The sequence below is a fragment of the Microbacterium sp. che218 genome, from assembly GCF_040436305.1.
GTDB lineage: Bacteria > Actinomycetota > Actinomycetes > Actinomycetales > Microbacteriaceae > Microbacterium > Microbacterium algihabitans.
Window position 1 is genome coordinate 3,104,258 of record NZ_AP031501.1, and the last position, 14,762, is coordinate 3,119,019.

General features: G+C 69.3%; 11 protein-coding genes. 6 read left to right on the forward strand and 5 right to left on the reverse strand.

Annotated elements, in window-relative coordinates:
• Window positions 1-9: 9 nt before the first annotated feature.
• The 4 genes from ABXS86_RS14615 to ABXS86_RS14630 all read right to left on the reverse strand — a co-directional run bounded on the left by ABXS86_RS14615 (window position 10) and on the right by ABXS86_RS14630 (window position 4,148).
• Complete coding sequence (locus tag ABXS86_RS14615) at window positions 10-1,029, reverse strand: NADP-dependent oxidoreductase (RefSeq protein WP_409988223.1); 1,020 nt, start codon at window positions 1,027-1,029, stop codon at window positions 10-12.
• Window positions 1,030-1,206: 177 nt separating this feature from the next.
• Entirely contained in the window at window positions 1,207-1,671 is a 465-nt protein-coding gene (locus ABXS86_RS14620) for a MarR family winged helix-turn-helix transcriptional regulator (RefSeq protein WP_409988224.1), read from the reverse strand.
• 1 nt (window position 1,672) lies between these two features.
• Window positions 1,673-3,367, reverse strand: coding sequence for an MDR family MFS transporter (locus ABXS86_RS14625; RefSeq protein WP_353664947.1), 1,695 nt, complete (start codon window positions 3,365-3,367; stop codon window positions 1,673-1,675).
• A 100-nt stretch (window positions 3,368-3,467) separates the two neighbouring features.
• Window positions 3,468-4,148, reverse strand: a complete 681-nt coding sequence (locus tag ABXS86_RS14630; protein ID WP_307213316.1) for a YqaJ viral recombinase family protein — start codon at window positions 4,146-4,148, stop codon at window positions 3,468-3,470.
• Between the two features lie 102 nt (window positions 4,149-4,250).
• Between ABXS86_RS14630 and ABXS86_RS14635 the strand changes: the two genes are divergently transcribed.
• The 5 genes from ABXS86_RS14635 to ABXS86_RS14655 all read left to right on the forward strand — a co-directional run bounded on the left by ABXS86_RS14635 (window position 4,251) and on the right by ABXS86_RS14655 (window position 12,039).
• Window positions 4,251-4,652 (forward strand): hypothetical protein, encoded by a 402-nt coding sequence (locus ABXS86_RS14635; RefSeq protein ID WP_353664948.1) that lies wholly within the window; start codon window positions 4,251-4,253, stop codon window positions 4,650-4,652.
• 95 nt (window positions 4,653-4,747) lie between these two features.
• Window positions 4,748-5,833 carry a hypothetical protein gene (locus tag ABXS86_RS14640; protein WP_353664949.1) on the forward strand — a complete coding sequence of 362 codons (1,086 nt, stop codon included), beginning with the start codon at window positions 4,748-4,750 and terminating at the stop codon, window positions 5,831-5,833.
• Between the two features lie 367 nt (window positions 5,834-6,200).
• Window positions 6,201-6,716, forward strand: a complete 516-nt coding sequence (gene rplJ, locus ABXS86_RS14645) for a 50S ribosomal protein L10 (RefSeq protein WP_307214117.1) — start codon at window positions 6,201-6,203, stop codon at window positions 6,714-6,716.
• Between the two features lie 39 nt (window positions 6,717-6,755).
• Entirely contained in the window at window positions 6,756-7,142 is a 387-nt protein-coding gene (gene rplL / locus ABXS86_RS14650; RefSeq protein ID WP_251508684.1) for a 50S ribosomal protein L7/L12, read from the forward strand.
• A gap of 271 nt (window positions 7,143-7,413) precedes the next feature.
• On the forward strand, window positions 7,414-12,039 hold the full coding sequence (locus ABXS86_RS14655; protein WP_353664950.1) for an ExeM/NucH family extracellular endonuclease: 4,626 nt from the start codon (window positions 7,414-7,416) through the stop codon (window positions 12,037-12,039).
• A gap of 82 nt (window positions 12,040-12,121) precedes the next feature.
• On the opposite strand, the gene ABXS86_RS14660 is transcribed toward ABXS86_RS14655, so the two are convergent.
• A complete protein-coding gene (locus ABXS86_RS14660; RefSeq protein ID WP_353664951.1) occupies window positions 12,122-13,132 on the reverse strand; it encodes a LacI family DNA-binding transcriptional regulator in 1,011 nt (336 codons plus the stop codon).
• Between the two features lie 237 nt (window positions 13,133-13,369).
• Here ABXS86_RS14660 and ABXS86_RS14665 point away from each other — a divergent pair, with 237 nt between their 5' ends.
• A complete protein-coding gene (locus tag ABXS86_RS14665) occupies window positions 13,370-14,704 on the forward strand; it encodes an ABC transporter substrate-binding protein (RefSeq protein ID WP_307213308.1) in 1,335 nt (444 codons plus the stop codon).
• Window positions 14,705-14,762 lie beyond the last annotated feature (58 nt).

Consider the following 14,762-nt stretch of genomic DNA (forward strand, 5'->3'; position numbering starts at 1 on the left):
ATCCGCGGGTCAGTCGTCGCTGACGCAGAGGACGATCTTGCCGCGCGTGTGCCCGCGCTCGAGTTCGACGTGCGCGTCGGCGGCGTCGGCGAGGTCGAACACGTGCTCGACGTAGACCCGCACCGCACCCGAATCGAGCAGGCGGGCGATGGTCGCCAGGGCGCCGCCGTCGGGGATCGTCTTGTAGTCCGTCGAACGGATGCCGCGGGCCGCGGCCGCCTCGCGGAAGCCCGGCCATGCGCCGGTGGGCACCTCGATGAGCAGGCCCCCGGGGCGCAGCACCTCGAGGGAGCGCGTGCCGGTGTCGTCGGAGACGTCGCCGATGAGGTCGATGACCACGTCGACGTCGTGGACGACGTCTTCGAATCGTGTCGCGGTGTAGTCGACGACCTCGGCGGCGCCGAGCTCGTGGAGCCACTCGAGGTTGCGCGTCGAACCGGTCGCGATGACGTGCGCGCCGAAGTAGGCGGCGAACTGCACGGCGAAGTGCCCCACCCCGCCACTGCCGGCGTGGATCAGGATGCGCTGTCCCTGGTGCGCGAGGGCCGTCTCGACGACGAGTCCCCACGCGGTCAGCGCGGCCAGCGGGACGGCGGCCGCCTCGACGTGCGAGAGCGAGGCGGGCTTGCGGGCGAGCGAGAGCGTCGGAACGACGGCGTACTCGGCCGAGGTTCCGGGGGTACGGGGGAAAGCGGCCATGCCGTACACCTCCGTGCCGACGGGGAACGGGTGCGCGTCGAAGGGGGTGCGCACCACCACGCCGCTCACGTCGAACCCGGGCACGGCCGGCCACGAGTCGATGGCAGCCGACATACCGCGTCCCGCGCGGGTCTTCGCGTCGATCGGGTTGATGCCGGCGGCGATCACCCGCACGAGCACCTCGCTGAGCACCGGAGTGGGGACCGCGACGTCGGCGACGTGGAGCACCTCGGTGGAACCGGGAGCATCGAACACCACCGCTCGCATCGTCTCGGGCAGCGCGGGGGCGGGCTGGAGGGCGGCCTCGGGACGCGTCGATCGGAATCTCATCGGGCGCTCTCTCTCGTGACGTCGCTACGCAGCGACTTCGCTGCGGTCCGCCCAGTCAATCGCGCCATTGTCTCGATGGTGTTACGCGAGGGTCACCGTGTCGCGAAGCCCGTCGGAGCGGGGATCCACGGCATCCGGGATCGCCCGATGCCCTCCGCGGTCGGCCCCCGCGGGCGGTCAGTCGCGCGAGGGGACCTCGCCGACGGCGAGGGCGTGCAGCAGCGTCGAGAGGTGACGGATGTCGTCGATGGTCCAATCGGCGATGGCGTCGAAGAGGCGACTCTCGTGCGGCGCGCGGGCATCGGCCAGGCGCTTGTGCCCCAACTCGGTGACGGCGATCAGTCGCGAACGACGGTCGTTCGGGTCGGGCGTGCGCGTGACGAGTCCGAGTTCCTCGAGCTCGCTGATCCCGCGACTGAGGAATCCCTTGTCGGCGGCGAGGCGCTCGGCCAGGGCCGAGAGGGTGAGCGGTCCGAAGCGGCTGACGACCGAGAGGGCCTTGAACGTCGCCGGGAGCATTCCCGGGCTCACGCGTTCCGCCGCTTCGGAGACGAAGCGGCGGAACACGGTCATGAGCTCCGAGAACGACGATTCCAGGGCCTGCACGGCCTCGCGGCGCTCGTCGTCCGTTTCGCTCTTCACGTCAGACATCCTCTCCCATCCCGGCGTCACGACGTGCGCGGCGCGGGGAGGCGGCATCCTGAGTCGGCATCGTTCCCGTGGCCGAGAGCGTCGCCATCGCCTCGGGGACCGAGACCGTGGCGAGGTCGGCTTCGCTCGCGGCGACGCGCTCCGTCGTCGTCATGCGGGTGAGGGGACGATTCGGAAGGAACACGATCGCGATGAGGCTCACGATCGCCACGGGCACCGCGATGAGGAACGAGTGGGCGATCGACTGGGCGTAGATGTCCTCGACGATCACGCGCACGCTCTCGGGCAGGGTCGACACCTGGGGGATGGCTCCCGACTGCAGCGTCTGGGCGACGGCGGCGCCCTTCTCGCCCAGGCCCATGATCGCGGCCTGCAGGTCGGCCGCACGGTCGGTGAACAGGCTCGTCGCCATGCTCGCCAGGGCCGCGCCCATGACCGAGACGCCGATCGTGCCGCCCAGGCTGCGGAAGAACGTCACTCCCGAGCTGGCCGCACCCATCTGGCTGGGGTTGGCGGTGTTCTGCACCACGAGCACGAGGTTCTGCATCGTCATGCCGACACCGGCACCGAGCAGGGCCATGTAGAGCGACACGAGAGCGAAGTTGGTGTCGTAGTGGATCGTCGACAGCAGGAACGTCCCGGCGATCAGCAGCACGCCGCCGGTGATGAGGAACGGCTTCCAGTGGCCGAAGCGCGAGATGAGCGCACCGACGACGATCGACGAGACCAGCAGGCCGCCGATCATCGGGATGGTCATGACGCCGGCCTCGGTGGGCGTGGCGCCACGGGCCATCTGCATGTACTGGCTGAGGAACACCGAGGTGCCGAACATCGCCAGGCCGGTCGCGATCGAGGCGATCGTGGCGAGGGTGAAGGTGGCGTCGCGGAACAGGGTCAGCGGCACGAGGGGCTCGGAGGAGCGCAGCTCGACGACCACGAACAGGATCGCCGCGAGAACGGCGCCGCCGACCATCAGGAAGGTCTCGGTGCTGGCCCACTCGAAGGTGCTGCCGGCGTTGGTCACCCAGACGAGCAGCAGCGAAACGGCGGCCGAGAGCAGCACGATGCCGAGGTAGTCGATCTTGACCTTGCGCGTCGCGCGGGCGGGGAGGTGCAGCGTGCGCTGCTGGATCAGCAGGGCGGCGACGGCGAAGGGGAGGGCGACGAAGAAGTTCCAGCGCCATCCGAAGGCGTCGGTGATGACACCGCCGAGCAGGGGACCGCCGACGGTGGCGACGGCCATCACGGCGCCGAAGAGGCCCATGTACCGGCCGCGCTCGCGCGGGCTGATGATGTCGGCCATGATCACCTGGCTGAGGGCGGCGAGACCGCCGGCGCCGAGACCCTGCACCGCGCGGAAGCCGATCAGCATGTCGGTGTTCTGCGAGAACCCGGCGGCCGCGGTGGCGAGCACGAAGATCGCGATGGCGATCTGGATGAGCACCTTGCGGTTGAACAGGTCGGCGAGCTTGCCCCAGATCGGAGTCGAGATCGCGGTGGTGAGCAGGGTCGCGGTGATGACCCAGGTATAGGCGTTCTGGTCGCCCGACAGGTCGTGGACGATGACCGGCAGCGACGTCGAGACGACGGTCGAGGCGAGCATCGACACGAAGGTGCCGAGCAGCAGGCCGATGAGGGCCGGGAGGACACGCCGCTGGGCGGGCGCCTCGGGGGAAGAGGTTGTCATGCGGGAGCTCCACGAAAGGGGGGACGGATGCCGCGACGACGATGGCGCGATTAGTTGACTGATGTCAACGATACGCCTATTGCTTGACTTCCGTCAACTATTAATCGAGGAGCGCGAGAGCGCGATACCTCTCCGTGGGCTCGGGCCGGACCGGCTCGGGGCGCGGCTGACGCGCACTCATCGTGCGGCGGTACAGCTCGTCGATGAGGGAGGTGGCGAGACCCACCAGCTTGGCGATCTCGCGCTCGTCGCGGTCGATCCACTGACACCGCGGTTCGTCGTGCAGGGGGACGAAGCCGTCGTGCTGCTCCCAGGCGACGAGGGTGCGCTCGGCGCCGAGCACGTGCTGCTGCCACCAGATCTGACGCATGTAGGTCTTGGGGATCGAGCGCCACGCCTTGTTGGTCGTCTTGATCTCGGCGAGCACGATGCGGCCCTCGCCGTCGACCACCACACCGTCGGGCGTCGCCAGATGGCGCTTCTCGACGACCGCGTGATACAGCGCGGAGGAGGGGCGGATGCCGTGGGTCGCCGCCACCCATGCGGCGATCTCGGGCTCGCGTCGACGACCGTGCGCCGTGAAGGCGTTGCCCGAGAAGTTCGAGCCCATGAGCTTGGCGTCCGCCGCCCGCGCGATGGCGTTGTGGCTCGTCAGCGTCGCGACGTCGGTGGCGGTGATGCCCCGGCTGCGCGCGCGGATCCAGGCGACGCGATCGCGCGAGTCCGCGACGATCCGGGCGTCGAGGTCGGCGCTGCGCGATGCGACGAGCTCGGGGGACATACGTTCGACCCTAACCCCGCTCGCCCGTGGAGTGCATGCGAGGCGCGGCGCGTCGGCATCCGGGGTCTTGTGCCGCAGGTAAGGGTGTCCTAAGTTGTCTGCATGGCTGCCGAAGATCACGCCGCGAAGCGCCCCGACGGCGGCCGCTGGGGCGACATCGAGGGCGCCGTGCTGCTCGGGGGAGACGCGCAGAACGTCGCCGAGATGCGTCGGATCGCCGCCGCGCTCTCGCCCTCCGTGCACCTGACCGTCGTCGTCGAAGTGTGCGGCGCCGCCGAGGTCGGCGTCGTCGACGCGGGGGACGGCCGTGTCAGCTGGCTCGACCGCACGATCGACGGCGAACTGCGTCCGCGCGGCGAGAGGCTCGCGCAGGCGATCCACGCGTGGTGCGCGGAGTGGGCGTGCGGGGACGCGCCGATGTGCACCGTATGGCTTGGAGCGCGCACCCCGTCGCGCATCGTGCGCATGACCCGCGCCCTGCTGCCCGAGCCCCGCGTCTCCTGACGCGGGCCCCCGCTGGGGTGTCGTCGCCGTCGCCGTCGAGGACGCATTCGTCTGCCGACGACGTACCCATTCGTCGCCCAACGGGTACGTCCTGGGTGATCGGATGCGACTTCGGCGGCGTGCGCCGCTTCTGCACAGGACCGGGCTTGTGGAAAGCGAGCACGGATGGATCTGTGAGGGGGCAGGGTGGGCGGATGCCCGTGGAGTCGAAGGTCGTCATCGCGCGACGATCGCTGTTCACGCGCGCCGAGCTGCGGGATCGTGGAGTGCCGGAAGCGGAGCTGAGGAAGGACGGCGACCGGGCGGCGTGGACGCGCATTCAGCCCGGCGTGTACGTCGCGCGCGACAAGTGGGTGTCTGCGCGGCCCGTCGACCGCCATCGCCTCGCCGTGCTGGCGGCTGTCGACAGGGCACGCGGTGCGGAGGGCGTCGTCTCGCACCTGTCCGCGGCGGTGCTCCATGGACTTCCCCTGTACCGATTCCGCGAGCAGCGCGTGCAGATGGTGGTCCCTCGCTCTGCGCACCCGCCCAGCGGGTCGTACGTTCGCCGGCACACGAGTGCTCTGAGCGAGGACGACGTCGTCGACGTCGACGGCATCCGGTGCACCTCGATCGAGCGGACGGTATTCGACGTCTCTCGGACCGAGACGCGTGAGATGGCCCTGTCGTGTGTCGACGGGGCTCTTCGACGCGCCGCGGTGGAACGTCGGCGGTTCCGTGCCGATGTGCAGGACGACTGGCGTCAGCGACTGCAGGAGCGGGTCGCCCGTGCGCGGGGGCAGCGGGGTGTGCGCGACGCGAGCTGGGTCGTCGAGTTCGCCGACGGTCGTGCGGAGCTGCCCGGAGAGAGCGTGAGTCGGCTCCAGTTGTATCGGCTCGGCTTTCGTGACCTCGATCTGCAGGTGGCCGTCGCCGGGCCGCGAGGTTCGGACTACTTCGTCGATATCGTGCTGCGTCAGGTCCGCACATTCTGGGAGTTCGACGGCGAGGTGAAGTACCGCGACGTCGCGATGAGGCAGGGGCGCTCCATCGAAGACGTGATGCTCGAGGAGAAGCGGCGCGAAGACTGGATCCGGGGCGTCACGCAATGGCGGCTGTGCCGCGGGGGCTTGGCAGACATCGCCACCCCGGAGACGCTTGCTGCGCGCTTGTCCGCTTTCGGTGTGCATCCGCCGCCGTGACTCCCCGGCGGTCGGCGACGCCGCCGTCAGGGTGCACTCGTTTGACGAAGGTGCATGCGATTGCGGACGAACGGGTGCGGCCTCGACGATCGGGTGCGGCCAGGGTGCTGGGTCGGGGCGGCGGGTTTGGCGGAGGCACGGGGGATCGGGTACAGTGGGGTCAAGCCAAAGACCGTCGGTTATCGGAGTGCTCGCATTTCGATCGAAGCGTCTGCTGAAAAGCAGGGGACCTACGCAGGTGTACGAACTCTCCTTCGGGAATCGAGCTCCGTGCCTTGCGCCGGAGCTCTTCTTTTTTGTCCGGACCCCGGTGTCTTCGGCCGGCGCCCCGCCATCGCGGAGCGCCTCGTTCACACAAGGAGTGGCCATGGCGCAGAAGGATGCATCGGTCGCCGAGCTCACGAAGAACTTCGAGAGCTCGACCGCCGTTCTGCTGACCGAGTACCGCGGTCTGACGGTTGCCCAGCTCAAGCAGCTGCGCAACGACATCCGTCAGGACGCGGATTACGCCGTGGTGAAGAACACGCTGACCAAGATCGCCGCGGCTAACGCGGGGGTCACGGGGCTGGACGACGAGCTCAAGGGCCCGTCTGCCATCGCATTCGTCCACGGTGACCCCGTCGCCGTCGCGAAGAGCCTGCGTAACTTCGCCAAGGCTAACCCTCAGCTCGTGGTGAAGGGCGGCTACTTCGATGGCGCCGCTCTGACCGCGGATGAGGTCAACAAGCTCGCCGATCTCGAAAGCCGTGAAGTCCTGCTGGCGAAGCTCGCCGGTGCGATGAAGGCGACGATGACCAAGGCGGCATACGTCTTCCAGGCGCTTCCGTCGAAGGCCGTTCGCACGGTCGACGCGCTGCGCGAGAAGCAGGACACCGCGGCCTGACCCGGCCCCGGATGATTAACCCGATCAAGGAGATACAACATGGCTAAGCTCAGCACCGAAGAGCTGCTCGACGCGTTCAAGGAGCTCACCCTCATCGAGCTCTCCGAGTTCGTCAAGGCGTTCGAGGAGACCTTCGACGTCACCGCTGCCGCCCCCGTGGCCGTTGCCGGTCCCGCCGCCGGTGGCGCTGCCCCCGCCGAAGAGGTCGAGGAGAAGGACTCGTTCGACGTCGTCCTCGAGGCCGCCGGTGACAAGAAGATCCAGGTCATCAAGGTCGTCCGCGAGCTCACCTCGCTCGGCCTCGGCGAGGCCAAGGCCGTCGTCGATGGTGCTCCCAAGGCCGTGCTCGAGGGCGCGAACAAGGAGACCGCCGAGAAGGCCAAGGCTTCGCTCGAAGAGGCCGGCGCCACGGTGACCCTGAAGTAATAACGCTTCACGGTCGCGGTAACGCGATTCACACGAAGGCCCGGATGCCACGGCATCCGGGCCTTCGTCGTTTCATCTTCGGGCCCCGAGGCGCCACGGCATCCGGGGCTTCGTCATTCCGGGTCGGGGAGGCCGGAGCCTCGGGCGGAGTTCACGCAAACGAAACCTGTGAGTCTGGGAAAAGGGTATGCGGATCGTTTACGGTCGTTGAGAACCCCCGTCGATCCCCCCACGCGACGTCGTTCCCACGTTCGTCGTTATCTGGAGACCCATGCCTTCCGATGTGTCGCGCGTGCCCGCACGCCGTTTCACGACCGTCCTGAGCGCCGCCCTCGGCGCGGCTCTGCTCGGTTCCGCCCTCGCCCCGCTCCCCGCCTTCGCGGCCGACGGCCCCCGGGTGGTGATCAACGAGGCCTACCTGAAGGGCGGGAGCGCGAACGCGCCGTTCACGCAGAAGTTCGTCGAGCTCTACAACGCCGGCGACACCGCGCAAGACCTGAGCGGGTGGTCGCTGCAGTACCGCTCGGCCTCCAGCGAGAGCGCGCCGACCGGTGCGAACACGCAGAGCCTGACCGGCTCGATCGCCGCCGGCGGGTACTACCTCATCGCCCTCCCCGGCAACGGCGCCAACGGCGCGGCCCTGCCCGCCGCCGACCTCACGAGCACGGGGCTCAACCCCTCGGGGACGAACGGGCAGCTGTTCCTCGCCGACGTGGCGGAGTCGCTCGCCCTTCCCGCCGGCTCGGTCGACGACGACCGCGTGGTCGACTTCCTCGGCTACGGCTCGGCGGTCGGCTTCGAGACGGCGGCGGCGACGGTCGACGGGGGCAACTCCGTGCCGAACTCGCTCGTGCGTTCGGGTTTCGTCGACACCGACGACAACTCCGCCGACTTCACCAACGCCACGACGGTCACGCCCCAGGGCTCCGCCGGCGGCACTCCCGCCCCCGAGCCCGAGCCCGACCCCGAGCCGACCGAGGAGCCCTCGACTCCGGTTCCCGACGTCGTCACGCCCATCCGCGAGATCCAGGGCACGGGCGCCACGACGCCGCTCGACGGCACGACCGTCACGACCCGCGGAATCGTCACCGCCGCCTACCCCACGGGCGGCTACAACGGATTCTTCCTGCAGACCCCGGGGACCGGCGGAGCGGTCGACACCGCGACCCACACGGCATCCGACGCGATCTTCGTCTACGGCTCGGCCGCGACGGCGCTCGTCGCGCAGGGCGACTACGTCGAGGTGACCGGGACGGCGGGCGAGTTCTCCGGACAGACCCAGATCACCGCGGATGCCGCTGCGGTCAGCATCCTCACCGAGGACGCCGACGTCGTGTCGCCGGCCGAGATCGGCTGGCCCCAGACCGATGAGGAGCGCGAGCGCTTCGAGGGGATGCTGCTGGCGCCGCAGGGAGACTTCACCGTCACCAACTCGTACAGCACCAACCAGTACGCCGAGGTCGGTCTCGCCGCCGGGACCACGCCGCTGCGCACCCCCACCGACGTCGCGCGTCCCGCGACCCCCGAGTACGTGGCGGCGGTCGCCGACAACAACGCCCGCGCCGTGGTGCTCGACGACGGGGCGTCGATCAACTTCCTGAACGACGCGAACAAGGGCATTCCGCTGCCCTACGTCTCGCTCACCGACCCGGTGCGCGTGGGGGCGCCGGTGACGTTCACGCAGCCGGTCATCCTCGACTACCGCAACAACGCGTGGAAGTTCCAGCCGACCCAGCAGCTCACGGTCGACAACGCCTCGACGGTGCAGCCCGCGACCTTCGCGAACACCCGCACCTCGGCTCCCGAGCCGGTCGGCGGCAGCGTGAAGATCTCGAGCTTCAACGTGCTGAACTACTTCACCACCACCGCCGAGAGCGTCGGGTGCACCTCGACCTACGACGACCGCGACGGCAACCCCATCACGGCCGACACGTGCCCCGCCCCCGGCCCTCGCGGTGCCGCGAACGCCGAGAACCTCGAGCGTCAGCAAGCCAAGATCGTCGCTGCGATCAACGGTCTGGGCGCCGACGTCGTCTCGCTCGAGGAGATCGAGAACTCGGCCCAGTTCGGCAAGGACCGCGACGCCGCCCTGTCGACGCTGGTCGACGCGCTCAACGACGCCCTCGGAGCCGAGGAGTGGGCCTTCGTGCCCTCGCCCGCCGCCGTGCCCGCGTCGGAGGACGTCATCCGCACGGCCTTCATCTACAAGAAGGCCGTCGTGACCACGGTGGGCGACAGCGTGATCCTCGACGACCCGGCCTTCGCCAACGCCCGCCAGCCGCTCGCCCAGGCCTTCGCGCCGGTCGACGACGAGGGCGCGAAGATGCTCGCGATCGTCAACCACTTCAAGTCGAAGGGCGACAGCCGCCCCGCCGCCACCGGCGACAACGCCAACGGCGTGCAGGGTGCCTTCAACGGCGACCGCGTGCGACAGGCCGAAGCGCTCGGCGCCTTCGCCGAGGAGCGCTCCGCCCAGGTCGGCACCGACGAGGTGTTCCTGCTCGGAGACTTCAACTCCTACACGAAGGAGGACCCGATCGAGACGCTGCGCTCGTTCGGCTACGAGCCGCTGGAGGCGGGCACGGGCAAGTACTCGTACTCGTTCAGCGGGCAGTCCGGGTCGCTCGACCACGTGCTCGCGTCGCCCTCGGCGCGCGACCTCGTGACCGGCGTCGACGTGTGGAACATCAACGCCGTCGAGGCCCTCGCCCTGGAGTACAGCCGCTACAACTACAACGCGCTGAACTTCTACGACGCCTCGCCCTACCGCTCCAGCGACCACGACCCCGTCGTCGTGGGGGTCGACCTGTCGTCGACCACCGAGCTCAACTTGCTCAACATCAACGACTTCCACGGGCGCATCGATGCCAACACCGTGAAGTTCGCGGGCACGATCGAGCAGCTGCGCGCGGAGGGCGGCGACGACAAGACGCTGTTCCTCTCCAATGGCGACAACATCGGCGCCTCGCTGTTCGCGTCGTCGAACGCCGGTGACAAGCCGACGATCGACGTGCTGAACGCGCTCGATCTCGCGGCATCCGGAGTCGGAAACCACGAGTTCGACAAGGGCGCCGACGACCTGCTCGGGCGCGTCTCCGACCTCGCCGACTTCGAGTACCTCGGCGCGAACGTCTACCGCGACGGTCAGCCGATGCTCCCCGGTTACGAGATCCTCGAGGTCGACGGCCTGCGCGTCGGTGTGATCGGCGCCGTCACCGAGGAGACGGCGTCGCTCGTCACCCCGAGCGGCATCGAGGGCGTCGAGTTCCGCGAGCCGGTGGCCGAGGTCAACCGCGTGGTCGGCGAGATCCGCGACCAGGTCGACGTCATCGTCGCCGAGTACCACGAGGGTGCCAGCGCGAGCGCGTCGGCGGGCGAGACCCTCGAGAAGGCCGTCGCCGAGGGCGGCGCCTTCGCCCGGATCGTGACCGAGACGGATGCCGATGTGGATGCGATCTTCACCGGTCACACCCACGAGGAGTACGTGTGGGAGGCACCGATCCCCGGTGGTGAGGGCACGCGTCCGATCCTCCAGACCGGCAGCTACGGCGCGAACATCGGCCAGGTGGTCCTGGACGTCGACCGCGAGAGCGGCGAGGTCGTCGGCCACACCGCCCGCAACGTCCCCCGTCTGGCGGCCGAGGCCGTCGAGGGCGACCCGGGTAAGACCGCCGAGAACATCGCGGCGCTGGATGCCGAGCTGATCGCCACCTACCCGCGCGTCGCCGAGGTCGACGGCATCGTCGACGCCGCGCTGGCCGAGGCCGACCGCGTCGGTTCGCAGCCGGTCGGTTCGGTGACGGCCGACATCACCACCGCGTTCACCGGCGGCGCTTACGTCGACGGTGTGTACACCGGGGGCACGCGCGACGACCGCTCGAGCGCCTCGGCGTTGGGCGGCCTGGTCGCCGATGCGCTGCGCACGACGCTCGCCGATCCCGACCGCGGCGGCGCCGACATCGCCCTGGTGAACCCGGGTGGGCTGCGCGCCGAGCTGCTGCGCGGCGACGACGGAGTGATCACGTTCGCCGAGGCCAACGCGGTCCTGCCGTTCGTGAACAACCTCGGCACGACGACGTTGACCGGCGACCAGCTGCGCCGCCTGCTCGAGCAGCAGTGGGGCGACGAGGCCGGCCGCGCCGCGACGCTCGCGCTCGGGGTGTCCGAGAACGTCCGCTACACCTATGACGCGTCGCTCCCCGCGGGCGAGCGCATCACGGGCATCTGGATCGACGGGGCGGCCGTCACTCCCGAGGCCGAGTACCGGGTGGGCACGTTCAGCTTCCTGCTGCAGGGCGGTGACGCCTTCTCGGTGTTCACCGAGGGCGCCGACACGCGCGACTCCGGCCTCATCGACCGCGACGGCTGGATCGCCTACCTGCAGGCCAACCCGGGGCTCACGCCCGACTTCGCCGCTCGTGCGGTGCAAGTGACGGGGGCTCCGGCCGAGGTGCAGCGCGGGGGTGAGATCAGCTTCGGCGTCTCGAAGCTCGACCTGACCTCGCTGGGCAGCCCCCTCACCACCGAGCTCACCGCGACCGTCGGCTCCGCGGCCCCGGTCACGGTGCCCGTGGTCGACGGCGCGGCTCAGGTGTCGGTGACCGTGCCGGCCGATGCGGGCGTGTCCCTCGAGGTGGTCCTCACCACCGCGACGGGGACGACGGTGACGGTGCCCGTGCGGGTGACGGACGCCGCGGTCGACCCGGGCACCCCGGGACAGCCCGGCACGCCCGGCGAGCCGGGGCAGCCCGCCGGTCCGGGCACCCCGGGACAGCCCGGCGCGCTACCGCTCACCGGTACCGACACCGCCTGGATGGGTGCCGGTGTGCTCGCCGCGCTCGCTCTGCTGGGTCTCGGCATCGCCGTTCGCCGACGGGCGACGCGCAACGCCGACTGACCTCGAGTCGAACGAAGACCCCGGATGCCGCGGCATCCGGGGTCTTCGTCGTTGCGGGGCCGGTCGTTCGGGCCGGCGTGGCTCAGACCGGTCGCGGGGGTGCGGTGGAGGCGCGCACCACGAGACGGGTCTCGGCGGGCGTGCGCCACGGCGGCTGACTGGTGCCCTCGATCATCGACAGCAGAAGGCGGGTGGCCTCGACGCCCTGGGCCTCGGGGAACTGCTCGACGGTGGTGAGCGAGAACATCTCGGCGTAGTCGTGGCCGTCGATGCCGACCACGCTCAGTTCGGTCGGTACCGAGATGCCCATCCTGCGCGCGGCGATGATGACGCCGATCGCGACCTCGTCGCACGCGGCGACCACTCCGGTGGGACGCGTCGCCGTGTCGGCGAGGAACGACACCGCCGCCGCGTACGCGTCGGTGATGGTGAGCGTCGCGGGCACGCTGCGGATGCGCACGGCCAGGCCGTGGTCGTTCATGGTGTTGCGGTAGCCGATCGAGCGTTCGTCGACGTCTTTCGCGGGCGCATCGGTGGAGGGGGTGCTGCCGACGAAGGCGATGTCGGTGTGGCCGAGCGCGATCAGGTGCTCGGTGATGTTGCGCGTGATCGCGACGTTGTCGAGGCCGAGGGTGGGGACGCCCGTCAACGGATTACCGATGCTGACGACGGGCTTTCCGATGTTGGCGAGACGCTCGAGATCGGCGTCGTCGGGCTCGAGGGCCGCGGCGATGATGCCGTCGAACCGCTTTCTGGCGAGGTAGGTCGAGTACAGCGTCTCGCGGTCGTCGGACCCGGGTTCCGCGACATACAGGGTGACGTCGTAGCCGAGGGGGATGAGGGTGCATTCGACGCCCTCGACGATCGATCCGAAGTACCAGCGGTTGACCTTCGGCACGATCAGGGCGATGGTGCGCGTGCGTCCGGTGGCCAGGCTCACCGCGCTCGTCGAGGGCACGTAGCCGAGCGATTCCGCGGCGTCCGCGACGCGTCGGCGCGTGCTGTCGGAGACGTAACCGCCGCCCGTGAGAGCACGGCTCGCGGTCGATTTCGACACCCCGGCGAGGCGTGCCACATCGGCGATTCCGCTCATGCGTGATCTTTCTTCCCGTGGTCGACGTCCGTGTCGACGTCGAAGAAGCGTATCCGAGATTGACCCAAACTGGAACCGGTTTCGTGTCCTGTCCCGGCCGCAATTCCGCGGATTCACGGGAGTTATCTGTTCGTGATGTGGGACCGGTTGCAACTCCTCGGGTTTGCATCTACGGTTGCCTGGAATCGGTTCCTGACAGGTTCCGATGCACCACTGAACTCAAAGAGGAGAGATCACATGGGTATGTCACAGCGGTATCGCCTGCTGGCTCCCGTCGGGCTGCTGGCGGTCGGAGCGATCGCCCTCGCAGGCTGCGCCGAAGGTGACAGCAGCGGCGGCAGCGGCAGCGGCTCGGGAGGCGACACGACCGTCCGCATCTCCGGCGGCATCACCGGTACCGAGGCCGACGCGCTGAACCAGAGCTTCGAGCAGTTCACCAAGGACACCGGTATCAAGGTCGTCTACACCGGCGACAAGAGCTTCGAGGGCAACATCGTCACGAAGGTGTCCGGTGGCGACGCCCCCGACATCGCGATCGTCCCGCAGCCCGGTCTGCTCAAGACCCTCATCGGCACCGGAGACGTCCAGAAGGCGTCCGACACCGTGTCGAAGAACGTCGACCAGTACTGGGGCGAGGACTGGAAGTCCTACGGCACCCAGGACGGCGACTTCTACGCCGCCCCGATGCTCGCCAACCTCAAGGGCTACGTCTGGTACTCGCCGGCGAAGTTCAAGGAGTGGGGCGTCGAGGTCCCCAAGACGTTCGACGAGCTCATGACCCTGACGCAGACCATCCAGCAGAAGACCGGCGCCGCCCCGTGGTGCGCCGGCTTCGCCTCCGACGCCGCGTCGGGCTGGCCGGGCACCGACTGGATCGAGGACATGGTCCTGCGCCAGTCCGGCCCCGACGTCTACGACCAGTGGGTCGCCAACGAGGTCAAGTTCACCGACCCCCAGATCAAGGAAGCCTTCGACGCGGTCGGCAACATCCTGCTCAACCCCTCGTACGTCAACGCCGGTTTCGGTGACGTCAAGAGCATCAACTCGACCGCGTTCGCCGACGTGGCCGCGAAGGTCGCCGACGGCAGCTGCCCGATGACGCACCAGGCGTCGTTCCTCTCGGCCAACTTCCTCACGGTGAAGACCGCGGCCGGCGCGACCCCGACGATCGCCCCCGACGGCGACGTCTACGCGTTCCTGCTCCCGGGCGTCAAGGAGGGCGAGCTGGCTGTCGAGGGTGGCGGCGAGTTCGTCGCGACGTTCTCCGACAACGAGGCCGTCCAGAAGGTCGCCGAGTTCATGTCGACCCCCGACTTCGCCAACGCTCGCGTGAAGCTCGGCGGCGTCATCTCCGCGAACAAGGGCGCCGACCCGTCGCTCGCCTCCAGCGAGTTCCTCACCGAGGCGATGAAGACGCTGCAGGACCCGAACACCACGCTCCGCTTCGACGCGTCCGACCTCATGCCGGCCACCGTCGGCTCGGGCTCGTTCTGGAAGGGCATGGTCAGCTGGATCGACGGCACGCCCACCGACCAGGTGCTCAGCGACATCCAGGCCGGTTACGACAACTGACCCTGGAAGATCAACCGGTGGGCCGTCCGCGACGCGGGCGGCCCATCGGGTCCATACT